This window comes from Streptomyces sp. NBC_00249, assembly GCF_026342355.1.
Lineage (GTDB): Bacteria > Actinomycetota > Actinomycetes > Streptomycetales > Streptomycetaceae > Streptomyces.
The window spans coordinates 243,829-264,876 of record NZ_JAPEMV010000005.1 but is presented as its reverse complement, the minus strand read 5'-3'; the positions used below and the strand labels follow the sequence as shown (position 1 = coordinate 264,876).

23 protein-coding genes and 1 tRNA gene are annotated in these 21,048 nt (G+C 74.0%); 13 read left to right on the top strand and 11 right to left on the bottom strand.

Annotated features, from left to right (window positions below):
- Positions 1–4 precede the first annotated feature (4 nt).
- Positions 5–418 (bottom strand): hypothetical protein, encoded by a 414-nt coding sequence (locus OOK31_RS22985; protein ID WP_267089188.1) that lies wholly within the window; start codon positions 416–418, stop codon positions 5–7.
- Positions 419–462: 44 nt separating this feature from the next.
- Positions 463–1,425, bottom strand: coding sequence for a GlxA family transcriptional regulator (locus OOK31_RS22980; RefSeq protein ID WP_267089187.1), 963 nt, complete (start codon positions 1,423–1,425; stop codon positions 463–465).
- A 112-nt stretch (positions 1,426–1,537) separates the two neighbouring features.
- Here OOK31_RS22980 and OOK31_RS22975 point away from each other — a divergent pair, with 112 nt between their 5' ends.
- Positions 1,538–2,488 (top strand): NAD-dependent epimerase/dehydratase family protein, encoded by a 951-nt coding sequence (locus OOK31_RS22975; RefSeq protein WP_267089186.1) that lies wholly within the window; start codon positions 1,538–1,540, stop codon positions 2,486–2,488.
- Between the two features lie 359 nt (positions 2,489–2,847).
- Positions 2,848–4,266, top strand: a complete 1,419-nt coding sequence (locus OOK31_RS22970; RefSeq protein WP_267089185.1) for a DUF1906 domain-containing protein — start codon at positions 2,848–2,850, stop codon at positions 4,264–4,266.
- Here the strand turns inward: OOK31_RS22970 and OOK31_RS22965 are convergent.
- Genes OOK31_RS22965 through OOK31_RS22950 form a run of 4 tightly spaced genes read right to left on the bottom strand, consistent with a single transcriptional unit; the run spans position 4,263 to position 8,226 of the window.
- Complete coding sequence (locus OOK31_RS22965) at positions 4,263–4,778, bottom strand: pyridoxamine 5'-phosphate oxidase family protein (protein WP_267089184.1); 516 nt, start codon at positions 4,776–4,778, stop codon at positions 4,263–4,265. The two genes, OOK31_RS22970 and OOK31_RS22965, sit on opposite strands and share 4 nt — an antisense overlap.
- 36 nt (positions 4,779–4,814) lie before the next feature.
- The gene (locus OOK31_RS22960; RefSeq protein ID WP_267089183.1) at positions 4,815–5,543 is read right to left on the bottom strand and encodes a VWA domain-containing protein; all 729 of its coding nucleotides are present in this window, start codon (positions 5,541–5,543) and stop codon (positions 4,815–4,817) included.
- Entirely contained in the window at positions 5,540–6,640 is a 1,101-nt protein-coding gene (locus OOK31_RS22955; RefSeq protein ID WP_323188242.1) for an acyl-CoA dehydrogenase family protein, read from the bottom strand. The genes OOK31_RS22960 and OOK31_RS22955 overlap by 4 nt, the downstream gene beginning before the upstream one ends.
- A complete protein-coding gene (locus OOK31_RS22950) occupies positions 6,637–8,226 on the bottom strand; it encodes a FadD3 family acyl-CoA ligase (RefSeq protein ID WP_267089182.1) in 1,590 nt (529 codons plus the stop codon). The genes OOK31_RS22955 and OOK31_RS22950 overlap by 4 nt, the downstream gene beginning before the upstream one ends.
- Before the next feature lie 127 nt (positions 8,227–8,353).
- On the opposite strand from OOK31_RS22950, the gene OOK31_RS22945 reads away from it, so the two are divergent.
- The gene (locus tag OOK31_RS22945; RefSeq protein WP_267089181.1) at positions 8,354–8,989 is read left to right on the top strand and encodes a flavin reductase family protein; all 636 of its coding nucleotides are present in this window, start codon (positions 8,354–8,356) and stop codon (positions 8,987–8,989) included.
- On the opposite strand, the gene OOK31_RS22940 is transcribed toward OOK31_RS22945, so the two are convergent.
- Entirely contained in the window at positions 8,878–9,507 is a 630-nt protein-coding gene (locus tag OOK31_RS22940; RefSeq protein ID WP_267089180.1) for a PadR family transcriptional regulator, read from the bottom strand. The two genes, OOK31_RS22945 and OOK31_RS22940, sit on opposite strands and share 112 nt — an antisense overlap.
- A gap of 111 nt (positions 9,508–9,618) precedes the next feature.
- Between OOK31_RS22940 and OOK31_RS22935 the strand changes: the two genes are divergently transcribed.
- Genes OOK31_RS22935 through OOK31_RS22925 form a run of 3 tightly spaced genes read left to right on the top strand, consistent with a single transcriptional unit; the run spans position 9,619 to position 12,383 of the window.
- Positions 9,619–10,770: an LLM class flavin-dependent oxidoreductase gene (locus OOK31_RS22935; protein ID WP_267089179.1), complete on the top strand. Its 1,152-nt coding sequence runs from the start codon at positions 9,619–9,621 to the stop codon at positions 10,768–10,770.
- A 3-nt stretch (positions 10,771–10,773) separates the two neighbouring features.
- Positions 10,774–11,502, top strand: coding sequence for an SDR family NAD(P)-dependent oxidoreductase (locus OOK31_RS22930; RefSeq protein WP_267089178.1), 729 nt, complete (start codon positions 10,774–10,776; stop codon positions 11,500–11,502).
- A complete protein-coding gene (locus OOK31_RS22925; RefSeq protein WP_267089177.1) occupies positions 11,499–12,383 on the top strand; it encodes an alpha/beta hydrolase in 885 nt (294 codons plus the stop codon). The genes OOK31_RS22930 and OOK31_RS22925 overlap by 4 nt, the downstream gene beginning before the upstream one ends.
- A 1-nt stretch (position 12,384) precedes the next feature.
- Here the strand turns inward: OOK31_RS22925 and OOK31_RS22920 are convergent.
- Positions 12,385–12,459, bottom strand: a tRNA-Ala gene (locus tag OOK31_RS22920).
- Between the two features lie 65 nt (positions 12,460–12,524).
- Here OOK31_RS22920 and OOK31_RS22915 point away from each other — a divergent pair.
- From OOK31_RS22915 to OOK31_RS22905, 3 genes are read left to right on the top strand one after another with little or no spacing between them, the layout of a single operon-like run.
- A complete protein-coding gene (locus tag OOK31_RS22915; protein WP_267089176.1) occupies positions 12,525–12,857 on the top strand; it encodes a hypothetical protein in 333 nt (110 codons plus the stop codon).
- A 46-nt stretch (positions 12,858–12,903) separates the two neighbouring features.
- Positions 12,904–13,629 carry a class I SAM-dependent methyltransferase gene (locus OOK31_RS22910; protein ID WP_267089175.1) on the top strand — a complete coding sequence of 242 codons (726 nt, stop codon included), beginning with the start codon at positions 12,904–12,906 and terminating at the stop codon, positions 13,627–13,629.
- Positions 13,630–13,685: 56 nt separating this feature from the next.
- Positions 13,686–14,042 (top strand): YrdB family protein, encoded by a 357-nt coding sequence (locus OOK31_RS22905; protein WP_267089174.1) that lies wholly within the window; start codon positions 13,686–13,688, stop codon positions 14,040–14,042.
- Here the strand turns inward: OOK31_RS22905 and OOK31_RS22900 are convergent.
- The 3 genes from OOK31_RS22900 to OOK31_RS22890 are packed head-to-tail and all read right to left on the bottom strand — an operon-like array spanning position 14,024 to position 16,997.
- The gene (locus OOK31_RS22900; RefSeq protein ID WP_267089173.1) at positions 14,024–15,007 is read right to left on the bottom strand and encodes an acyl-CoA dehydrogenase family protein; all 984 of its coding nucleotides are present in this window, start codon (positions 15,005–15,007) and stop codon (positions 14,024–14,026) included. The two genes, OOK31_RS22905 and OOK31_RS22900, sit on opposite strands and share 19 nt — an antisense overlap.
- On the bottom strand, positions 15,007–16,152 hold the full coding sequence (locus OOK31_RS22895) for an acyl-CoA dehydrogenase family protein (RefSeq protein WP_267089172.1): 1,146 nt from the start codon (positions 16,150–16,152) through the stop codon (positions 15,007–15,009). Before OOK31_RS22895 ends, OOK31_RS22900 begins: the two co-directional genes overlap by 1 nt.
- Positions 16,152–16,997, bottom strand: a complete 846-nt coding sequence (locus OOK31_RS22890; RefSeq protein WP_267089171.1) for an enoyl-CoA hydratase — start codon at positions 16,995–16,997, stop codon at positions 16,152–16,154. The genes OOK31_RS22895 and OOK31_RS22890 overlap by 1 nt, the downstream gene beginning before the upstream one ends.
- A gap of 96 nt (positions 16,998–17,093) precedes the next feature.
- Here OOK31_RS22890 and OOK31_RS22885 point away from each other — a divergent pair, with 96 nt between their 5' ends.
- Genes OOK31_RS22885 through OOK31_RS22870 form a run of 4 tightly spaced genes read left to right on the top strand, consistent with a single transcriptional unit; the run spans position 17,094 to position 20,864 of the window.
- Positions 17,094–18,242, top strand: coding sequence for an acyl-CoA dehydrogenase family protein (locus OOK31_RS22885; RefSeq protein ID WP_267089170.1), 1,149 nt, complete (start codon positions 17,094–17,096; stop codon positions 18,240–18,242).
- Positions 18,239–19,024, top strand: coding sequence for an SDR family oxidoreductase (locus OOK31_RS22880; RefSeq protein ID WP_267089169.1), 786 nt, complete (start codon positions 18,239–18,241; stop codon positions 19,022–19,024). The genes OOK31_RS22885 and OOK31_RS22880 overlap by 4 nt, the downstream gene beginning before the upstream one ends.
- A gap of 15 nt (positions 19,025–19,039) precedes the next feature.
- The gene (locus OOK31_RS22875) at positions 19,040–19,690 is read left to right on the top strand and encodes a TetR/AcrR family transcriptional regulator (protein WP_267089168.1); all 651 of its coding nucleotides are present in this window, start codon (positions 19,040–19,042) and stop codon (positions 19,688–19,690) included.
- A gap of 16 nt (positions 19,691–19,706) precedes the next feature.
- Complete coding sequence (locus OOK31_RS22870; protein ID WP_267089167.1) at positions 19,707–20,864, top strand: acetyl-CoA C-acetyltransferase; 1,158 nt, start codon at positions 19,707–19,709, stop codon at positions 20,862–20,864.
- The last annotated feature ends 184 nt before the right edge of the window (positions 20,865–21,048 follow it).

Sequence of the window (21,048 nt, the reverse complement as noted above, 5' to 3'; positions counted from 1 at the left end):
TGGGTTACTCGGGCTGGGTGACCGTGGCCGCCCAGCGTATGGACGGGGACGAGGTGGTCACCGTGGCGCCGAAGCCGCCCGTCAGGCCGGTGCCCAGGGGGACGGTGACGGCGGCCGGGGAACCGGCGGGGCAGTTCAGGGTGAAGGGGGCCGGGTCGCGGTCCGGGTGGTTGTCGAGGTGGAAGGTCACCTCGATGCTGCCGCCGCCCTCGCAGGCGAAGGTGGTGAAGGTGTCGAGCCTGGACCAGAGTCCGCCCGAGACGAAGCCGCTGGATCCCGTCACCTCGGGTACCCAGATCAGCCCGTCCGGGCCCGGGTGCGGGAGGAGTTCCTCCGCCGCCGCGGCCTGGCCCGCCCCGACCGTCATCGCCAGCGCCGCGCCCAGCGCCGCGACCGTCAACCCGCGTGTGTGCTTCATGACTTCCCCCTGTGGCTCGTGGTGATCCTTCGGCACCGCCCAGGCTAATCGCGGGCACTGACAGCGGCCGCGCGGTAGGCCGTCGGGGTGAGGCCCGTGCGGCGCAGGAGGTGGGTGCGGAGGGAGTCCGCGGTGCCGAGGCCGCTGCGGGCGGCGACCTGGTCCATGGGGAGGGTGGTGGTCTCCAGGATCTCCCGGGCCCGGTCCAGGCGTTGGTGCAGGAGCCACTGGAGGGGGCTCAGGCCCGTCTCGGAGCGGAAGCGGCGGGTCAGGGTGCGGACGCTCAGGCCCGCGTGCCGGGCCAGTTCGGCCAGGGTGGTCGGCTCGTCCAGGCGGGCCAGGGCCCAGGCGCGGGTCGCGGCGAGGGCGGTGCCGCGTTCGGGCGGGAGCGGGGTCTCGATGAACTGGGCCTGGCCGCCCGGGCGGACCGGGGCCGCCACCACCAGGCGGGCGGTGGCGTTCGCGACCGCCGAGCCGTAGTCGCAGCGCACCATGTGCAGGCACAGGTCGATCCCCGCCGACAGGCCCGCCGAGGTCAGTACCCTGCCGTCCTCGACGAACAGCACGCCGGGGACGAGGTCGACCTCGGGGAAGAGCCGGCGGAACTCCTCCGACATGGTCCAGAAGGTCGTGGCGCGGCGGGCGTCGAGGAGGCCGGCCTGGGCGAGGACGAACGCCCCCGTGCAGATCGACGTGATGCGGCGGCCCTCGGCGGCAGCCTTCCGCAGGGCGTCCAGTACGCGCGGGTCGGCGCTGATCCGGGAGCCCGTACCCGTGACCATCACGGTGTCCGCCCGCTCGACCGCCTCCAGTCCGTGCGTCACCACGATGTCGATGCCGATCGCGGCCTTGACCACGCCGGGGACCGGGGCGCAGACCGTCACCTCGTAGGCGGGTTCCTCCCCGACGTCCGTCGCACCGAAGACCACTTCGGGGATGGACAGGTCGAAGGTCGTCACCGGGGGGACCGCGATGACCGCCACGCGGTGCGGACGGGAAAGGGGCATGGCTCGAATCTCCGGGAGGCTGGCATTCGGGCCACTACTGTACGGCGTTCCGCCCGGCGAAAGTTGATCTGTCGAACCCAGGAACCCGCCACCTCAGTACGGGAGTACAGCCATGGCCCTGCACGTCATCACCGGCGCCGGCGCGATCGGTACCGCCACCGCCCGCCTGCTCGCGGACGCCGGGGAGAAGGTCCGCGTCATCACCCGCAGCGGCGGCGGCCCCCGGCATCCGCTCGTCGAGCGGGTCGCCGCGGACGTCACCGACGCCGCACGGATCACCCAACTGCTCGAAGGGGCGGAGGTCCTCTACAACGCCGCCGCCCCCGCCTACCAGGACTGGCGGACGCAGTTCCCGCCGCTCGCCGCCGCGCTGCTCACCGCCGCCGAACGGACCGGCGTCGGCTACGTGATGCTGGGGAACCTCTACGGGTACGGGGAAGTGACCGGCCCGCTGACGCCCGCACTGCCGATGCGGCCCACCTCCGACAAAGGACGGGTACGCGCCGCCCTGTGGGAGGAGGCCCTTGCGGCGCACCGGGCCGGGCGGGTACGGGCCGCGGAGGTCCGGGGCAGCGACTTCCTCGGCGCGGCCGCCGTCGGCCTCTTCCCCCTGATGGCGGCTCCGGCCGTGCTCGCCGGCGCGGAGGCGGTGCTCCCGGTCGGCCTGGACCGGCCGCACGCCTGGTCCTACGTGGACGACGTCGCACGCACCCTGATCGCCGTCGGCGCCCGGGACGACGCCTGGGGCCGCGCCTGGCACGTCCCCTCCACCTCCGAGCTGTCCCCGAGGGAGCTGATGGGGCGGCTCGCGCGGGCCGCGGGCGCGCCCGCCCCGAGGCTGCGGACCATGACCCCGCAGGAGCTGGCCGAAGCCGTCGCCGGGGACGCCGTCATGGCCGAGATCCCCGAGATGGCGTACACGTACGACCGGGAGCTGCTCGTCGACGCGTCCGACACCGAGCGCGTGCTCGGCGTACGGGCCACCGCGATCGACCACGTACTGGAGGAGATGCTGCCTCAGGGAGATGCCGCCGACCGGGCCGTCAGGGCGGCCGGCGCGTAGCCGGGGGTGCCGTGCCCGGGTGGGGGAGTGGCGGGGCGCCACGCCCGGGTGGGGCGGGGGTGGGGGACCACCCCTGCGGGCGATGCGTGGGTGGCGTCGCCGGGCGGGCCCTAGGGCCTGTCGTCAAACTCCCGTCTGCCCCGCGGCGCCTGGCGCGCGCTCTCGCCGCACCGGGCGAAAGCCCGAGTACGTCCAGTACGCGGACTTCCGCCCGGCACGCCGAGAGCACGCACCAGACGCCGCGGGGCCGCCCTCCGGGCGACGACGGGAGTTCGACGACAGGCCCTAGGCCGGACGGGCCATCTGGGCGGTGGATCGGCGCAGTTGGGAGGGGGTGGGGTCTGGTACCAGTGGGGCCCATGCCCTCCCGAACGCTGCTGCGCTGCCTGCTGGGCGCCGTCCTCCTCCTGCCCGTCGCCTCCCTGCCGCCCACCGCCACGGCCGCCCCGGCCGTCGGCCCCGGTGCTGCGGCTGCCCGCGCCACCGCTGCCGCGCCTGCTCTCGCAGTGGCCGTCGGCGCTGCCAGGGCCGCCGCCCCCGCCGTCAGAGCTGCCCCGGCCGGAGCCACCCCCGCCGGAGGCAGCGGCGTCGACTACCAGGGGCTGCGGCTGGTCCTCCCCGACGGGTGGCGGGTCGTCGACCTCGACCGGCACCCCGAGGCGTGTCTGCGCCTGGACCTGCCCACCCTCTACCTCGGGCACGCCGGCACCCAGGCGCAGTGCTCCGGACGCCGGGCCGTGCCCACCCGCGCCGACACCCTGCACCTGGAGCCCGTCGAAGGCGCCCCGCCCCGCGCCGACATCCCCACCCTCCCCGTCGACGGCACGGCCGGACTCCCGCCCGCCGAAGGGGACAGCGGTGAGGTGCGGTACGCCCTGCGCGACGCGGGGGTGATGGCCACGCTCTCGTACGGGGCGTCGCCCGACGCGGTGCGCAGCCTCCTCGCGCGGGCCGCCGGCACCCGGGCGGCGGACGCCCCCGCCGGGCCCCCGGTGATCGCCACGGCCGCGCCCGCCCCGCCCCGCACCGTCCAGTACGCCTTCGCCGGCCAGGGCTTCGACGCCTGCACCGCCCCGCCCCAGCGGTCCATGGACGCCTGGCGGGGCACGTCCCCCTTCGGCGCGGTCGGCATCTACATCGGCGGCCGGGCCCGTGCCTGCGCCCAGCCGCAGCTGACGGCCGGCTGGGTCCGCCGGCAGGCCGAGGCGGGCTGGCACCTGATGCCGATCTGGGTGGGCCCGCAGCCCTGGCACGACGCCGCCACCGGCCTGTCCACCGACCCCTCCAAGGCCAACGACCAGGGCCGGGCCGCCGCCGAGGGGGCCGTCGACGCGGCCCGCGCGCTGGGCCTCGCCGAGGGCACCCTGCTCTACAACGACCTGGAGAACTACAGCGACCGCGCCACCTGGGACGCCCCGGTCGTCGCCTACCTCACGGCCTGGACGGTACGGCTGCACGAGCTCGGCTACCGCTCCGCCGCCTACGTCGCCGCCAGCTCCGGCGTCAAGGCGCTGGGCGCGCACCACCACCAGGCCCCGCACGCCATGCCGGACGTGCTGTGGGTGGCTCAGTGGAACGGGGCCGCCTCCGTCACCGACAAGGACCTGGGCCTGCCCGCCGGCACCGCGATGTGGTCCGGGCCGCGCCGGGCCCACCAGTTCAGGGGGGACCACGACGCCTCGTACGGCGGGGTCACCCTCAACATCGACCGCAGCCACGTCGACGTCGACCCCACCGTCCTCACCCCGGTCGGCGCCCCCCTCTTCCCCCGCGGCTAAGCCGTCGCGGGCGGGTCCTCGCGCGGCGGTTCGTCGTCGTTGCCCCGGCGCAGGGTCCGCAGGCCGTGCGCCGGGGTCCAGGTGCGGACGACCAGGTCGTCGCCGTCCACGCCGATGTGGACGACCTCCGTCAGGTCGGCGTGGAAGAGGTGGAAGGGGTGCGGGGACTCGGTCTCCTCCGCGTACCGGTGCAGCTCGGGCGGGTCCACGATCTCCACGGCCCGCCCGGAGATCCGTACGTCCCCGTCGGGCATCGTCTCGCCCTCGCCCGGGTTGGTGTGCAGGGCGAAGCGGGGGTCGCGCTGGAGGTCCCGGGCCTTCATCGAGCCCGCCATCATGCCGAGCCACAGCTCGCCGCCCCGGAACTCGACGTTCAGCCCCGCCGCCCGGGGGGAGCCGTCCTTGCGGAGGGTGGCGAGGACGTGGTGCGGGTACTGCGCGAAACGGGCCCGGACGGCCGCCGCGAACTCCGGTTCCGCCTTCTCGAACGCTGCCCAGTTGTTCGTCGTCATACGTCCATCAAAGCGCGGGCCACCGGCCGCCGCCGCTCAGGCGCGCACGACACCGGCCCGGCGGGCCGCCGCCAGCCAGACCGGGAACTCCGCGACGAGCCGGTCGTACAGTTCGGCGTCGGGCACGGCCCGGGGGTCGGGGCCCGCGTGGAAGTAGCCCGCGTTGTCCACGACCCGCTTCGCCGGGACGGGCAGTTCGTCGAGCCGGCGCAGGAAGTCGAACTGGCTGCTGCGCGTGTTGCCGAAGCCGACGAACTGCCAGAACAGCGGTAGCCGGGCCGCCTTGCACAGGTACCTCTCCGCCGCGGTCTTGCTGGTCGGTCCGCCGTCCGTCTGGAAGACGACCAGAGCCGGGTCGGTGGCTCCCGAGTCCAGGTAGTGGTCGATCACCGCGTCCATCGCCGAGTGGTAGGCCGTCCGCCCCATATGGCCGAGGCCGGTGGCGATCTCGGTGACCCGCCCCTGGTGCCCGGCGAGGGACACCTCCACGATCGCGTCGACGTCCGTGGAGAAGAACACCACCGGAACCGTGCCGTCGTCGTCCAAGTGCGCCGACAGTCCCAGGACCCGGTCCGCAAGGGCCTGCACGCTGCCGTCGTCGTAGTACGGGCGCATGGAGCCGGAGTAGTCCAGCACCAGGTAGACCGCCGCCCGGCCGCCTTCCAGCCCGTGCTTGCGGAGCGAAACCGCGGCGCTCTTGTAGAGGCTCACCAGAGCCGGAGCGGTTTCTTCCATCTTGCGGAGGCTGATCGCACTGCCCGTCATGGCCCCGAGGGTACGAGGAAGCCCAGTGCGCGGGCCAGTCGCTCGCGGTGTGCGGCGGGGGTGCCGAACAGCTGTCCGCTGCCGTGGGCCCGTTTGAACCAGGTGTGGGCCTCGTGTTCCCAGGTGATGCCGATGCCGCCGTGCAGCTGGATCATCTCGCCCGCGACGTACGCGTACGCCTCCGAGCAGGCGGACCGGGCGGCCGCCGCCAGCTCCGGCGGGGCCCCGGCGGCGGCTGCCGCGAGGGCCAGGGCGCCGGCCGTCTCCACGGCGGTGTGCATGTCGGCGAGCCGGTGCTTGACGGCCTGGAAGGAGCCGATGGGCCGCCCGAACTGGCTGCGGTCCTTCGCGTGCCGGACCGTCACCTCCAGGGCCCGCCCGGCGGCGCCCGCCTGTTCGGCGGCCAGCGCGGTGCAGGCCCAGTCCCGGACGGAGGTCAGGACTCCGTCGCCGTCGGCCGACAGCAGCCGGGCGGGGGTGCGCGCGAGGGTCAGCTCCGCGAGGGGGCGGGTCGGGTCCATGGTGGCCCGTACGGTGAACCGCGCGGGCGGGGCCGTCAGTTCGTAGAGCCCCAGCCGGCCGGTGTCCGCCGCGCGGGCGAAGGCCAGCAGCAGGGCGGGCTCCACCGGGCCGGCGAGGACGTACCGCTTGACGCCCGTGAGCAGCCGGTCAGCACCGGTGCCCGCGCCCGGGACGGGCTCGGCCCGGGTGGTGAGGCCGTCCGCGTCCCAGCTGCCGCGCCCGCCGCCGGCGTCCTCCGCCCAGGCCAGCGCCCCCACCACCGACCCGTCCGCCAGCCCGGGCAGGTGCTCCGCGCAGGCCCGCCGGTCCCCGGCCGCCAGCAGGGCCCGTACGGTCAGGACCGCCGAGCCCAGGTACGGTACGGGGCTCAGCGCGCGGCCCAGCTCCGCCATGACGACGGCGACCTCGGCGGCCCCGCACCCCAGCCCCCCGTACTCCTCCGGCACGGCGAGTGCGGCCGCGCCGACCTGCGCGGTCAGCGGGGCCCAGGCGGTGTGGCCGGAATGCCGCGCGAGCACCGCCCGTACGGTGTCGCGCAGTTCCTCCTGCTCCGGTGTGGGCTCCAGGCCGCTCACGCCGACTCCTCTCGCGCCGCGCGGCGCAGCTCGGTCTTCAGCAGCTTGCCGCCCGCGTTGCGCGGCAGCTCCTCCAGCAGGGTGAACCGCCGGGGCACCTTGAAGTTGGCCAGCCGTTCCCGGGCCCAGGCGGTCAGCTCCCCGGCCGTGACGGGGCCGGTGGTGACCAGGTAGGCCACGCCGACCTCACCGAGCCGCTCGTCGGGGGCTCCGACGACGGCCGCGTCCACGATGGCGGGGTGGGTCAGCAGCACGTTCTCCACCTCGGCCGGGTAGGCGTTGAACCCGCCGACCACGTACATGTCCTTCAGCCGGTCGGTGATGGAGAGGTAGCCCCGCCCGTCCAGCACCCCGATGTCCCCGGTGCGCAGCCAGCCGCCGGGCAGGATCGCGTCGGCGGTGCTCGCCGGGTCGTCCAGGTAGCCGGGGGTGACGTGGTAGCCGCGCACCTGCACCTCCCCGGCTTCCCCGGCGGGCAGCACCTCGCCGAGCGGGCCGGTGATCCGTACCTCGGTGCCGGGCAGGGGCAGGCCGACGGTGTGGGCGACGGTCCAGGCGTCCGCGTCGGTGGGGCAGACGGACACGACCCCGCCGGACTCGGTCAGTCCGTAGGCGGTGAACACGTCGGGGGCGCCGAGCTCGCTGCGGATCTCCTCGACGAGGGAGGTGGGCACGGAGGCGGCGCCGGTGCCGGCGAGGCGCAGCGCGGACAGGTCGTGGGCGGCGCGGCCGGGGTGGCGGATCAGGCCGTGGAAGACGGTCGGGGGGCCCATCAGGCAGGTGACGCGTTCGGCGGCCATACGGGCCAGGATGCGGTCGGTGTCGTACAGGGCCTCGGGGAGCATGGTGACCCCGCGCAGCAGGCAGGCGAGGACGCCGGCCTTGTAGCCGAAGGTGTGGAAGAAGGGGTTGACCAGCAGGTACCGGTCGCCGGGGCGCAGGGTGACGAGCTGGGACCAGGAGGCGTACAGGCGCAGGGTCTGGCCGTGGGTGGTCATCACCCCCTTGGAGCGGCCTGTGGTGCCGGAGGTGTAGAGGATGTCGCTGAGGTCCTCGGGGCGTACGCGGGCGGCGCGGGCCGCCCGTTCCTCCTCCGGGACGCCCTTCCCGGCGGCGAGGTAGGCGGCGTAGGAGCCGGGGCCGTCGGCGCCGCGCAGCAGCACGGTGGAGGCGAGGGCGCCCAGGTCCTCGCCGGAGGCGTGCAGGTCACGGGCGTAGTCGGTGCCGAGGAAGCCGCGCTCGGTGAACAGCACGCGGGCGCCGCTGCGCCGGATGATGTCGGCGGCTTCGGCGGGCTTGTAGCGGGTGTTGACCGGGACGAGGACGGCGCCCACGCCGACCGCGCCGAGCGCGGCGGTGATCCACTGGCGGCTGTTGGGGGCCCAGAGCGCGACCCGGTCCCCGGGGCGGATCCCGTGCGCGACGGCGGCGCGGGAGGCGGCGGCGATCTCGGCGGCGAGCCGGGCGAAGGTCCAGCGGACCTCTCCGTCGGCGAGCGCCTCGCGCTCCCCGTACGCGGCGGCGGCGTACTCGGGGAGCCGGGCGAGGGTGGTGGGCGGCGGTGGTGGCATCGGACGGACCGGCATCGGACGAACCCTCCCTGCTTGACGAGCGAGCGTGGGCGGTATCCAATCACAGGTGTTTCTGTTAGGCATATACCTAGTAGGAACAAGGAAGAGATTCCCCGGAGTTCCCCGGATCCAGGAGGTTCCCATGTCGACCCTCAGCACCCGGCCCGCCGCCGGCCCGGACGTGGACGTGAAGCCGGACGTGGACGCGGGCGGGAAGGCGGACGCTGACATGAAGTCGGTCCTGTCCAGCTTCTGCACCGGAGTCGCCGTCGTCACGGCGTGCGGGAGCGACGGCCGCCCCGTCGCGATGGCCGTGCAGTCCTTCTCGTCCGTCTCCCTCGACCCGCCGCTGGTCTGCTTCTGCCCGGCCCGCACCTCGACGAGCTGGCCCGGGATCCGCGCGGCGGGCGCCTTCGCCGTCAACATCCTGGCCGCCGACCAGGAAGGGCTGTGCCGCCGCTTCGCCGTCACCGGCGGGGACAAGTTCGCCGGGGTGCCCTGGCGTGCGGGCGGGAACGGGGCGCCGCTGCTCGACGGGGTCCTCGCGACCGTCGAATGCACCCTGGAGGACGTGCTGGACGGCGGCGACCACGCCATCGTGCTCGGCCGCGTCACCGCCCTGGCGGCGCACCGGGAGGGCGCGCCGCTGCTCTACTTCCGCCGCACCTACGGGCGCTTGCCGCGCTCCGGGGCGCCGGAGCCCTCGGCGCCCGGCGGGACCGCCATTCCTTCCAGGTCCGAGAGCATGGCGGCCGCGAGGTCGCGCTCGGAGGCGTAGTACCGCTCCGCCCACTTGAGGGTGAGCGTGGGGTACGCCCACGCCGCCTCCTCCTTGGCGCCCTCCACGTCCGCCACCGCGCGCCGGCGCATCTTCTCCGCGAACTCCTGGTGCTGGACGAGGACTTCGCGCATCTGCTCCGGCTCCAGCAGGTGGCCCAGCCACAGCCGCAGCATCGGCCCGTGCTTGAGGACCGGCGGGTCGACCGGCGCCTCGCGCGCCCATTCCCGTACGGCGGCCATGCCCTCGCCGGTGATCCGGTACACCCGCTTGTCGCGCGTGCCGGTGTCCTGGGCGACCATCCGCGACGTGGCGTAGCCGGCCTTCTCCAGCCGCTTGAGCTCGCTGTAGATCTGGCTGAAGGAGGGGCTCCAGTAGAAGAAGCGCAGGGACCAGTCCGACCACTTCTTCAGGTCGTAGCCGGAGAGCTCCTCCCCGAAGGAGAGCAGCCCGAGCACCGCCCAGCTGGTCGCGGGGAGCGTGCGGGTGTTCGTTTCGCCTGCCTTCTCGTCTGCCACGCAGCGCAGTCTACGACCGGTCCCCGCGAGCCCTTCCCTCCGAGGGGTGTGACTGCTAGAAGTATTCCTATTCGAAATATCTGAGGGATTGCCGGATGGAGGGACCCCACCGTGAAGTTCTCGATGATCTTCGAGGCGCAACTCGTCGACCCCACCCCCGAACGTGAACGCCAGGTCATCCACGACTGCGTCGAACAGGCCGTCTTCGCCGAGGAGATGGGCTTCGACCGGATCTGGGCCGTGGAACACCACTCCCTGACCCAGTACGCCCACATGAGCGCCTCCGAGATCTTCCTGACCTGGGTCGCCGCCCGCACCCGGAAGATCCGCATCGGCCACGGCGTGGTCACCATGCCCTTCGGCTACCAGCACCCCGTCCGCGTCGCCGAACGCGCCGCCATGCTCGACGTCCTCTCCGGCGGCCGTGTCGACATCGGCGCCGGGCGCGGCGCCACCCGCCAGGAGATGTCCATGTACGGGGTCAGGCCCGAGGACACCTACCCGCAGATGGAAGAGGCGCTGCGGATCTTCTCCTCCGCCTGGAAGGAGCCCGTCTTCGAGTGGCACGGCTCGATCGACATCGGCCCCGGCGCGATCCTGCCCCGCCCGGTCCAGGACCCCCACCCGCCGCTCTTCATGGCCTGCTCCAAGCACGACACCCTCAAGCTCGCCGCCGAACTGGGCATCGGAGCCCTGGTGATGGGCTTCGCCGGCGCCGACGACGTCCGCGCGATGCGCAAGGTCTACGACGAGGCCATCGCCACCCGCACCGGCGGGCGCCTCGTCTCGGACCGGGCCAACGACCACCTCTCCGCCCTCTGCCCCACGATCGTCCTCGACGACGCCGACCGCGCACTGCGCCTGGGCACGCGCGGCCAGCGCTTCTTCGCCGAGTCCATCGCCCACTGGTACGGCAACGGCCCCGAACCCACCGGCCACGCCGAGGACGAGGACCACGTCGGAGCCCTCGACCGGGGCCGCGAGGAGCTCGTCGCCCGGCTGCACGGGGCGAACATCCCCGCCCGCCCCGTGGACACAGGCACCTACAACGCCGAGCACGCCTACGGCAGCGCCGAGACGGCCATCGCCTACGTGGAACAGCTCCGCGAGATCGGCGTCGACGAGGTGATGTGCCTGATCCAGATGGGCACCGTGCCGCAGGAGGCCTGCATGGAGACCATCCGGCAGTGGGGCGAGAAGGTCATCCCGCACTTCCGCGAGCTGGAACAGCGGGAAGCCGGGCAGCCGGGACAGGAGGCCTGAACCGTGATCTCCCTCGACGGAAAGGTCGTCGTCATCACCGGCGCCGGACGCGGCCAGGGCGCCGCCGAAGCCCGGCTGTGCGCGGAGGCGGGGGCGCGGGTCGTCGTCACCGACATCCGCGAGGAGGAAGGCCGGGCGGTCGCCGCCTCCCTCGGCGCGCAGGGCCTGTACGTGCGCCACGACGTCGCCGACGCCGACAGCTGGGCCGGTGTGGTCCGCGAGGCGGTCGCCGCCTTCGGCACCGTCTCGGCACTGGTCAACAACGCCGCCCTGTGGCGCACCGCCCACGTCGAGCAGCAGAGCGCGGAGGGCTTCGAGACCCTGCTGAGGGTCAACCTGCTGGGCCCCTTCCTCGGCATCCAGGCCGTCGCCCCGGTCCTGCGCGCCGCCGGCGGCGGCTCGATCGTCAACATCTCCTCCACCGCCGGACTCGTCGGGATACCGGGCCACGCGGCCTACGGGTCCACCAAGTTCGCCCTGCGCGGCCTGACCCGCTCCAGCGCCCTGGACCTCGCCGGGGACGGCATCCGGGTCAACTCGGTGCACCCGGGGGCCATCGACACGCCGATGGTCGCCGAGGCGGTCGCGGGCCGGGACTGGTCGCACGTACCGCTGGGGCGGATGGGGCGGCCGCGCGAGGTCGGGGAGCTGGTGCTGTTCCTGTGCTCGGACGCCTCCTCGTACGTGACGGGCACCGAGTTCGCCGTCGACGGCGGGATGACGGCCGGATGAGCGCCCTTTCCCCCGCCGCGCGGCGGCTGTGCGACGCCATGACGGCGGGCTTCCCCGGCCCCGGCGACGTGGACGCCCTGCGGGCCGCGGCCGAGGTGGCCGGCCCGCCGGGGCCGGAGGTGGCCTCCGTGTACGACACGGTCGCCTCGGGCGTGCCCGTACGGGTCTACGACCCCGCACCCGGGGCCGCGGGGCGGCCGCTCGCCGTGTACTTCCACGGCGGCGGGTGGGTGATGTGCGGGCTCGACACGCACGACGCCCTGTGCCGTGAACTGGCCGCGGCCTCGGGGGCGGTGGTCGTCTCGGCCGACTACCGGCTGGCCCCGGAACACCCCTGGCCGGCCGCCTGCGACGACGCGCTGGGCGTCCTGCTGTGGGCGCGGGCCGAGGCGCGGGCACTGGGCTGCGACCCCGGGCGCGTGGTGGTCGCCGGGGACTCCAGCGGCGGCAACCTGGCCGCCGTGACCGCGCTGCGGGCGCCCGGGCTCGTCGCCGGGCAGCTGCTGGCGTACCCGCCGCTGGACGCGTCCATGGGCACCGAGTCGGTGACGGCGTACGGGCGCGGGCACTTCCACACCGCCGCGCACATGGCCTGGTACTGGGACCAGTACGGCGGCGACCCGGCCCACCCGCACGTCTCGCCCGCCCGGGCCCCCGGCCTGTCGGGACTGCCGCGCACCCTGCTCCTCCTCGCCGACTGCGACCTGCTGCGCGACGAGGGGCTGGCCTACGCGCGCCGGCTGGGGGAGGCGGGGGTGGACTGCGAGGTCCGGCTCCACCCCGGCGTCTTCCACGGCTTCCTCGGCCTGCCACTGCCGGCCGCGCGCTCGGCACTGGCGGGCGCGGCGGCCTGGCTGGCCGGGACCGTGCGAAAGGAGTAAGGGCGGGGCGGCCGGATTCGAACCGGCGTCCTCCTCCATGCTGTGTAGGCGCACTACCTCTGTGCTACGACCCCGCTTGCGGTTGATCTTACAAACACCGGGACCGGGCGCGCACCGGGATTTCCCCGGCATGATGTGTGCATGCCTGGTTTCCTGGTGCGCGTCTGCCTGCTCCTCGCCTTGGAGTCCGCGGCCGTCCTGCTGCTGAGTGATGCCGGGGTGCCATGGATCCCCGTCCTGCTGGGGGTGTTCGTCCTCGGGTCGGCCGTTCCGCACGGTACCGCCGCGGAATTCGCCGGGCGCTTCCTCGTCGCCTGCGTGGCCGTGGGGGCCACCCTCGCGGGCGCCGCCGCCTGGGAGGCGTACGGGGAGCCGGTCACCGATCCCGGCACCTGGGCGGCCCGCGCCGCGACGGCCGTCCTGCTCCTCTTCCAGACGGCCACCCTCATGCGCCTCTCCCTGCGCCGCGCGTAGGGCACAAACGCTGTCCGGCGCCCGGGAGCTCGCGAACAATGGGCCCATGACGACGACACGCGCCCGTTCCTTCGACGCCGCCGCCGCGCAGTACCAGGCCTACCGGCCCGGATATCCGCCCGAACTCCTCGACACCGTCGAGGAACTCGCCGGCCGGCCGCTCGCCGGCGCCCGGGTGGCCGACGTGGGGGCCGGGACCGGGATCGCCACCGCCCTGCTGCACGCGCGCGGCGCGGACGTCGTCGCCGTCGAGCCCGGGGACGGCATGGCCGCCGAGTTCCGCCGGCACCACCCCCGGATCCCGCTCGTGCGCGGGGACGGCGACCGGCTGCCCCTGGCCACCGGCGGCTTCGACCTCCTCACGTACGCGCAGGCCTGGCACTGGACCGACCCCGCCCGCTCCGTCCCCGAGGCCCGCCGCGTCCTGCGCCCCGGCGGCGCGCTCGCCCTGTGGTGGAACGACCCGGACACCGCCGTCCCGTGGATCGCCGAGCAGGACGAGCGGCTCCGCACCTTCTTCGGGGCCACCGGGCTGCCCACCCGCGAGTCCCTGGAGGGCCTCGACGTCACTACCCGCGAGGTGCGGTGGTTCCGGCGGATCCCCCTCACCGCGCACCTCTCCAACCACGCCAGCCACTCGGCCTTCCTGCTGCTCGGCGAGGACGACACACGGGCCTTCCTCGACGCCGAACGCGCCAGGCTGGCGCCCCTCTTCCCGGACGGGACGGTCGAGGAGAGTTACGTGGTCACCCTGCGGGTCGTCGTCATGTGACAGGGAGGCTTCCCATCGGTGGACGCCTCCGGCCCGGGTCGGTGAGGTTGGGCCGTATGAATTCCACCCTGCGCTTCTTCTTCATAGTCAACGAGGGCCTCGCCTTCCTCCTGGAGCTCGGGGCCCTCGCCGCCCTGGCCCGGTGGGGCTGGACGCGGGACATCGGCAGAGTCTGGTCCATCGGGCTCGCGGTGGCCGCTCCGGTCGCCGCCGGCGTGCTGTGGGGTGCCTTCGCCGCACCCAAGGCCACCTACGCCGTTCCGCTCGTCGCCCAGCTCGCCGTCAAGGCCGTGGTGTTCGGGGCCGCCACCCTCGCGCTGTACGCGGTCGGGTGGCGGGCCGGGGCCCTGTGGTTCGGCGGGATCGTGCTGGTGAACACCGCCCTGGCGACCTACTACCGCACCCGCGGCTGAAGGACCTCCGCCCGGCAGGCCGACGGGGTGCCCCAGGCGTCGCGCAGGGGGCGGGACTTGCGCAGCCACAGGGAGAGGTCCAGTTCCTGCGTGTAGCCGACCGCGCCGTGCAGTTGGAGCGCCGTCAGCGCCGCCCCGTACGCCGCCTCGCCGGCGGTGAGCTTTGCCGCCGCCACCTCGCCCGGCTCCAGGGACAGCGCCGCCGCCCACAGCAGCGGCCGGGCGAACTCCAGGGCCAGCAGGGTGTCGGCCAGCCGGTGCTTGACCGCCTGGAAGGTGCCGATGGGCGTGCCGAACTGGGTGCGCTGCTTCGCGTACTCCACCGTCCGGGAGAGCAGGGCCTCGCCGACGCCCAGGCACTGGGCGGCCGTCAGCAGCCGCGCCCAGCGCAGGGCCGTTCCCGCCGCCGCCGTGACGGCCGGGCCCGCCGCGAGGAGTTCCCCGCCGGGCTGCGGGGTGCTCAGCCGGCGGGCCGGGTCGAGGGAGGCCAGGGGCTGCCCGCCGCCGGGTGCGAGGCGCAGTTCGCCCGCCGCCGACACCGTGAGGCGGTACGTCGCCGCGTCCGCGTCCAGGGCGTACGGGGATCCGTCCGGCAGGGTCAGCGTGGCCAGGGCCCCGCCCGCCAGCAGCCCGGGGAGGAAGCGTTTCGCGACCGCCCCGTCGCCGAGCGCCGCCAGCAGGACGACGGCCGCCGCGTGCTCCACCACCGGCCCCGGCACCCCGGCCCGCCCCAGCTCCACGAAGGCGAGGGCGAGTTCCACCGGGAGAGGGCCGAGGCCGTCGTGCTCCTCGGGCGCGGCCAGTGCGAAGAGGCCGGTGTCCGCGAGCCGGGACCACAGGGCCAGCCCGGGCGCGTGGTCGCCGTCCGCCCAGGCCCGTACCGTCGCCGGGACGTCGGCGGCGCCGAGCAGGGAGCGCAGGGTACGGGCGAAGTCCGACTGTTCCTCGGTCGGCTGGAAGCGCATCAGCGGCGGCCCTTCGGGAGGCCGAGCAGCCGCTCGGCGATGATGTCGCGCTGGATCTCGTTGGTGCCCGCGTAGATCGGTCCGGCCAGGGAGAACACCCACGGCTCGGCCCAGGGGCCCTCCGCGAGCTCGGCGTCGGCGCCCAGCAGGTCCAGGGCGGTCTCGTGCAGGGCGATGTCGTACTGGGACCAGAACAGCTTGTTCAGGCTGGACTCGGCGCCGATGGCCCCGCCCGCCGCGAAGCGGGTGGCGCCCGCCCAGGTGAACAGCTCGTAGGCGCGCGCCCCGACCACCGCGTCCGCGACCCGGTCGCGCAGCGCGGTGTCCGAGGGGTCCCCGGCGGCCTCCCACAGCGAGACGAGCCGGTCGGCGGCGGCCAGGAAACGGCCGGGGGAGCGCAGGGTCAGCCCCCGCTCGTTCCCGGTGGTCGACATGGCGATCCGCCAGCCCTGTCCGGGCTCCCCGATGACGTCCTCGTCCGGTACGAAGACCTGGTCGAGGAAGAGCTCCGCGAAGGCGGGCTTGCCGTCGAGCCGGCCGATGGGCCGTACCGTCACCCCGGGCGCCCGCAGGCCGAACATCAGGTACGTCAGGCCCTGGTGGGGTTTGGGGGTGTCCGGGTCGGTGCGGAAGATGCCGAAGGCCCGGTCGGCGAAGGCGGCCCGCGAGGACCAGGTCTTCTGCCCGGACAGCAGCCAGCCGCCGTCGGTGCGCACGGCCCGGGACTTCAGGGAGGCCAGGTCGGAGCCCGCCTCCGGTTCGGACCAGGCCTGGGCCCAGATCACCTCGCCGCTCGCCATGGAGGGCAGGACGCGGGCGCGCTGCTCGTCCGTCGCGTGGTCGAAGAGGGTGGGGGCGAGGAGGTTGATGCCGTTCTGCGAGACCCGGCCGGGGGCGCCCGCCGCCCAGTACTCCTCCTCGAAGACGAGCCACCGTTCGATGTCGACGCCCCGGCCCCCGTACTGCTCGGGCCAGGACACCGCAGACCAGCGGCCGGCGTGCAGCCGGGCCTCCCACTCGCGGTGGGCCTCGAAGCCCTCGGCCGTCTCCAGGGAGGGCAGCGGCCGGGGCGGCACGTGTGCGCGCAGCCAGGCGCGGGCCTCGGCCTGGAAGTCCTCCACGTCCTGAGCGTGGGCGAGGTCCATCAGCGGTTCGCCTCCTTCATGGCGGCGACGTCCACGCCGCCGAGCGGGTCGGACGCCGTTTCGGCGTTGTGCGCGTGCGCGAGGTGGTGCAGGCCGAACACCGAGTCCATGCCGGTGTGCAGGCCCTGGAGGTCCTCGGCCTGGTTGACGGCCCGCTTGGTCAGGGCCAGCCCGAAGGAGGGCATCTCGGCGATCCGCAGGGCCAGCAGCTCGGTGGCGGCCGCGAGTTCGCCCGGCTCGACGACCCGGTTGACCATGCCGATCTCGTACGCCCGCCGGGCGGGCATCCGGTCGCCGGTGTACAGGAACTCCTTGGCGATCCGGGGCGGCATGGCCCACGGGTGCGCGAAGTACTCGACGCCGGGGATGCCCATCCGCACCACCGGGTCCGCGAAGAAGGCGTCCTCGCTCGCCACGATCAGGTCGCAGACCCAGGCCAGCATCAGCCCGCCGGCCACGCACGCCCCCTGGACGGAGGCGATGACCGGCTTGGGCAGTTCCCGCCAGCGCCGGCACATCCCGAGGTACACCTCGGACTCGCGGGCGAAGCGGGATTCGGCGCCGGAGCGGGTGGAGTGGTCCCACCACAGTCCGGCGCGGCGTTCGAAGGGCAGGTGGGCGTCGCGCCCGGGGGTGCCGATGTCGTGGCCGGCGGAGAAGTGCGCGCCGGCCCCGGCGAGGACGACCACCTTCACCGCGGGGTCGTCGGAGGCCCGGTAGAAGGCCTCGTCGAGGGCGTAGGTCATCGCACTGTTCTGGGCGTTGCGGTAGCGCGGGCGGTTCATGGTCACGTGCGCGACGGGGCCGCGGCGTTCGTAGAGCACGGGGGGTGTGTCGTCGGACATGCGGCTTCCTCTGCTCCGGAGGCTGCCCCGTTCAGGGGGTTCCTCCACCCGGCAACATGGTTCCCTAACAAGTGTTTGGTAGGTTAACGTACGGCCATGAGCAGCGTCGAGGAGTTCCGTACCGAGATCCGCAGGTGGCTGCGGACCCACCTCACCGGCGAGTTCGCGGCCCTCAAGGGACGCGGCGGACCGGGCCGGGAGCACGAGGCCTTCGACGGACGCCTCGCCTGGGAACGGCACATGGCGGCCCACGGCTGGACCTGCGTCGGCTGGCCCGTCGAGCACGGCGGCCGCGGCGCGAGCACCGAGCAGCAGATCGCCTTCCACGAGGAGTACGCCCTCGCCGACGCCCCCGCCCGCGTGAACCACATCGGCGAACAGCTCCTCGGCCCCACCCTCATCGCCCACGGCACCGAGGAGCACAAACGCCGCTTCCTCCCGCCGATCCGGGCCGTGGAGGAGCTGTGGTGCCAGGGCTACAGCGAACCCGACGCCGGCTCCGACCTCGCCGCCGTCCGCACCCGCGCGACCCTCCGGGGCGGCGAGTGGACCGTCGACGGCCAGAAGATCTGGACCTCGCTGGCCCACGAGTCCCAGTGGTGCTTCGTCCTCGCCCGCACCGAACCGGGCTCGCGCCGCCACGCCGGCCTGTCCTACCTGCTCGTCCCCATGGACCAGCCGGGCGTCGAGGTCCGCCCCATCACCCAGCTCACCGGCACCTCCGAGTTCAACGAGGTCTTCTTCGACGGCGCCCGCACCGACGCCGCCCACGTCGTCGGCGCCCCCGGCGACGGCTGGGCCGTCGCCATGGCCACCCTCGGCTTCGAACGCGGCGTCTCCACCCTCGGCCAGCAGGTCGGCTTCCGCCGCGAACTCGAAGACCTCGCCGCCCTCGCCCGCAGCAACGGCGCCATCGCCGACCCGCTGGTCCGCGACCGCCTCGTGAAGGCCTGGATCGGCCTGGAGGCCATGCGCGCCACCGCCCGCCGCCCGGCCACCGCCCCCTCCACGGCCAAGCTGTACTGGGCCCGCTGGCACCGCGACCTCGGCGAACTCGCCATGGACGTGTGCGGCGCCCCCTCCCTCCTCGCCGCCGGCGCGCACGGGGACCCGTACGACCTCGACGACCGTCAGCGGCTCTTCCTCTTCTCCCGCGCCGACACCATCTACGCCGGCTCCGACGAGATCCAGCGCAACATCGTCGCCGAGCGGATCCTCGGCCTTCCCAAGGAGGTACGGGCATGACCACCCCGCCCGCGTACGTCCCCGCCCACGGCCTGCTCACCGACCGCACCGCCGTCATCACCGCGGCCGCCGGCGCCGGGATCGGCGGGGCCACCGCCCGCCGCTTCCTGGAGGAGGGCGCCCGGATCCTCGTCAGCGACGCCCACGCCCGCCGGCTGAAGGAGACCGAGGAGGCACTCGCCGCCGAGTTCGGCGCGGACCGCGTCACCGCCCAGCCCTGCGACGTCACCGACGAGGAACAGGTCCAGGCCCTCTTCGCCCGCGCCGAACGCCTCCACGGCGGCCTCGACATCGTCGTCAACAACGCCGGCCTCGGCGGCACCGCCGACCTCGTCGACATGACCGACGAACAGTGGGGCCGGGTCCTCGACGTCACCCTGAACGGCACCTTCCGCTGCACCCGCGCCGCCCTGCGCTCCCTGAAGGCCTCCGGGCACGGCGGCGTCCTCGTCAACAACGCCTCCGTCGTCGGCTGGCGCGCCCAGACCGGCCAGGCCCACTACGCCGCCGCGAAGGCCGGGGTGATGGCCCTGACCCGCTGCGCGGCGCTGGAGGCCGCCGAGTTCGGCGTACGCGTCAACGCGGTCGCCCCGAGCCTGGCCATGCACCCGCACCTGGTGAAGGTCACCAGTGAGGAGCTGCTCAGCGAACTCACCGCCCGCGAGGCCTTCGGCCGGTACGCCGAGCCGTGGGAGATCGCCAACGTCATCGTCTTCCTGGCCTCCGGCTACTCGTCGTACATGACGGGCGAGACGGTGTCGGTCAGCAGCCAGCGCGCGTAGCCGCAGAATGGGCCCGTGCCGACGAACAAGCCGAACGACAAGCCGAACGACAAGCCGACGCAGAAGAAGAAGCCGCAGGTGACGGCGTCACCCGAGCGGCGCCGCGAGCTCCTGGACACCGCCGCCGAGGTCTTCGCGGCCCAGGGCTACAACGCCACCACCGTCCGCAAGATCGCCGACGCCGCCGGCATGCTCGCCGGCAGCCTCTACTACCACTTCGATTCCAAGGAATCGATGCTCGACGAGATCCTCTCGGCCTTCCTGAACGAGCTGTGGGCGGGGTACGACACCGTCCTCGCCGCCGGCCTCGGCCCCAGGGAGACCATCGAGGCCCTCGTCACCGAGTCCTTCCGCGAGATCGACCGGCACCGCGCCGCCGTCGCCATCTACCAGAAGGAATCCCGGCACCTGTCCTCCCAGCCCCGCTTCCACTACCTCTCGGACTCGCAGGTGAAGTTCGAGAAGGCGTGGCTGGGGACGCTGGAGCGGGGGGTCGCCGCCCAGGTCTTCCGCGCCGACCTCGACATCCGCCTCACCTACCGCTTCGTACGCGACACGGTGTGGGTCGCGGCCTCCTGGTACCGGCCCGGCGGACAGCACAGCCCCGAGGAGATCGCCCGCCAGTACCTGTCGATGGTGCTGGACGGGATCGCCGTACGCACGTAAACGAAGAGGAGTCCCGATGCCCGAGGCCTACATAGTCGACGCGGTACGCACCCCCGTGGGGCGGCGCAAGGGCGGCCTCGCCGCCGTCCACCCCGCTGACCTCGGCGCGCACGTCATGAAGGCCCTCGTCGAGCGGACCGGGATCGACCCGGCCGCCGTCGAGGACGTCGTCTTCGGCTGCCTCGACACCGTCGGGCCGCAGGCCGGGGACATCGCCCGGACGGCCTGGCTGGCGGCGGGCCTCCCGGAAGAGGTGCCGGGCGTCACCGTGGACCGCCAGTGCGGCTCCTCCCAGCAGGCGGTGCACTTCGCCGCGCAGGGCGTGCTCTCCGGCACCCAGGACCTGGTCGTCGCGGGCGGCACCCAGAACATGTCGATGATCCCCATCGCCTTCGCCTCCCGGCAGGCGGCGGAACCGCTCGGCTTCACCGAGGGCCCCTACGCCGGCTCGGCCGGCTGGCGCGCCCGGTACGGGGACGCGCCCGTCAACCAGTTCCACGGGGCGCAGCTCATCGCCGAGAAGTGGGGCATCACGCGCCGCGACATGGAGGAGTTCGCCCTGCGCTCCCACCAGCGGGCGCTGCGCGCCATCGACGAGGGCCGCTTCGAGCGGGAGACCGTCCCGTACGGGGAGGTCCGCGTGGACGAGGGCCCCCGCCGGGACACCACCCTGGAGAAGATGGCCACCCTCAAGCCGGTCGTCGAGGGCGGCACCATCACCGCGGCCGTCTCCTCCCAGGTCTCCGACGGCGCGGCGGCGATGCTGATCGCCTCCGAGCGGGCGGTACGCGAACACGGCCTGCGCCCGCGCGCCCGCATCCACCACCTGTCGGTGCGCGGCGAGGACCCGATCCGGATGCTGTCCGCGCCGATCCCCGCGACGGCGTACGCCCTGAAGAAGACCGGCCTGTCACTGTCCGAGATCGACCTCGTCGAGATCAACGAGGCCTTCGCACCGGTGGTCCTGGCCTGGCTGAAGGAGACGGGCGCGGACCCGGCCCGGGTCAACGTCAACGGCGGCGCGATCGCCCTGGGACATCCGCTGGGGGCGACCGGCGTGAAGCTGATGACGACGCTCCTGCACGAACTGGAACGCACCGGCGGCCGCTACGGCCTCCAGACGATGTGCGAGGGCGGCGGCCAGGCCAACGTGACGATCATCGAACGCCTCTGACCCCCGCCTTGCGCCGGGCGGCCTCGACCGCCCGGCCCCGGCCCCGGGCCAGGTCGCGCGGCCCGGGTGCGGTTCGGGAGGGTGCTCCGGACGGGCTCCTGACGAAGGTCACAGACTCGGGGCAGCGCGCTCCGACCGACGTGTGCTAGCTTTGGACGCGTTGCAGTTGTGGTACCCATGAACT

Excerpts from the sequence above, each read along its gene's own strand:
- OOK31_RS22985 (WP_267089188.1), bottom strand. The coding sequence starts at position 418 with ATGAAGCACACACGCGGGTTGACGGTCGCGGCGCTGGGCGCGGCGCTG.
- OOK31_RS22980 (WP_267089187.1), bottom strand. The coding sequence starts at position 1,425 with ATGCCCCTTTCCCGTCCGCACCGCGTGGCGGTCATCGCGGTCCCCCCG.
- OOK31_RS22975 (WP_267089186.1), top strand. The coding sequence starts at position 1,538 with ATGGCCCTGCACGTCATCACCGGCGCCGGCGCGATCGGTACCGCCACC.
- OOK31_RS22970 (WP_267089185.1), top strand. The coding sequence starts at position 2,848 with ATGCCCTCCCGAACGCTGCTGCGCTGCCTGCTGGGCGCCGTCCTCCTC.
- OOK31_RS22965 (WP_267089184.1), bottom strand. The coding sequence starts at position 4,778 with ATGACGACGAACAACTGGGCAGCGTTCGAGAAGGCGGAACCGGAGTTC.
- OOK31_RS22960 (WP_267089183.1), bottom strand. The coding sequence starts at position 5,543 with ATGACGGGCAGTGCGATCAGCCTCCGCAAGATGGAAGAAACCGCTCCG.
- OOK31_RS22950 (WP_267089182.1), bottom strand. The coding sequence starts at position 8,226 with ATGCCGGTCCGTCCGATGCCACCACCGCCGCCCACCACCCTCGCCCGG.
- OOK31_RS22945 (WP_267089181.1), top strand. The coding sequence starts at position 8,354 with ATGTCGACCCTCAGCACCCGGCCCGCCGCCGGCCCGGACGTGGACGTG.
- OOK31_RS22925 (WP_267089177.1), top strand. The coding sequence starts at position 11,499 with ATGAGCGCCCTTTCCCCCGCCGCGCGGCGGCTGTGCGACGCCATGACG.
- OOK31_RS22915 (WP_267089176.1), top strand. The coding sequence starts at position 12,525 with ATGCCTGGTTTCCTGGTGCGCGTCTGCCTGCTCCTCGCCTTGGAGTCC.
- OOK31_RS22910 (WP_267089175.1), top strand. The coding sequence starts at position 12,904 with ATGACGACGACACGCGCCCGTTCCTTCGACGCCGCCGCCGCGCAGTAC.
- OOK31_RS22905 (WP_267089174.1), top strand. The coding sequence starts at position 13,686 with ATGAATTCCACCCTGCGCTTCTTCTTCATAGTCAACGAGGGCCTCGCC.
- OOK31_RS22900 (WP_267089173.1), bottom strand. The coding sequence starts at position 15,007 with ATGCGCTTCCAGCCGACCGAGGAACAGTCGGACTTCGCCCGTACCCTG.
- OOK31_RS22895 (WP_267089172.1), bottom strand. The coding sequence starts at position 16,152 with ATGGACCTCGCCCACGCTCAGGACGTGGAGGACTTCCAGGCCGAGGCC.
- OOK31_RS22890 (WP_267089171.1), bottom strand. The coding sequence starts at position 16,997 with ATGTCCGACGACACACCCCCCGTGCTCTACGAACGCCGCGGCCCCGTC.
- OOK31_RS22885 (WP_267089170.1), top strand. The coding sequence starts at position 17,094 with ATGAGCAGCGTCGAGGAGTTCCGTACCGAGATCCGCAGGTGGCTGCGG.
- OOK31_RS22880 (WP_267089169.1), top strand. The coding sequence starts at position 18,239 with ATGACCACCCCGCCCGCGTACGTCCCCGCCCACGGCCTGCTCACCGAC.
- OOK31_RS22870 (WP_267089167.1), top strand. The coding sequence starts at position 19,707 with ATGCCCGAGGCCTACATAGTCGACGCGGTACGCACCCCCGTGGGGCGG.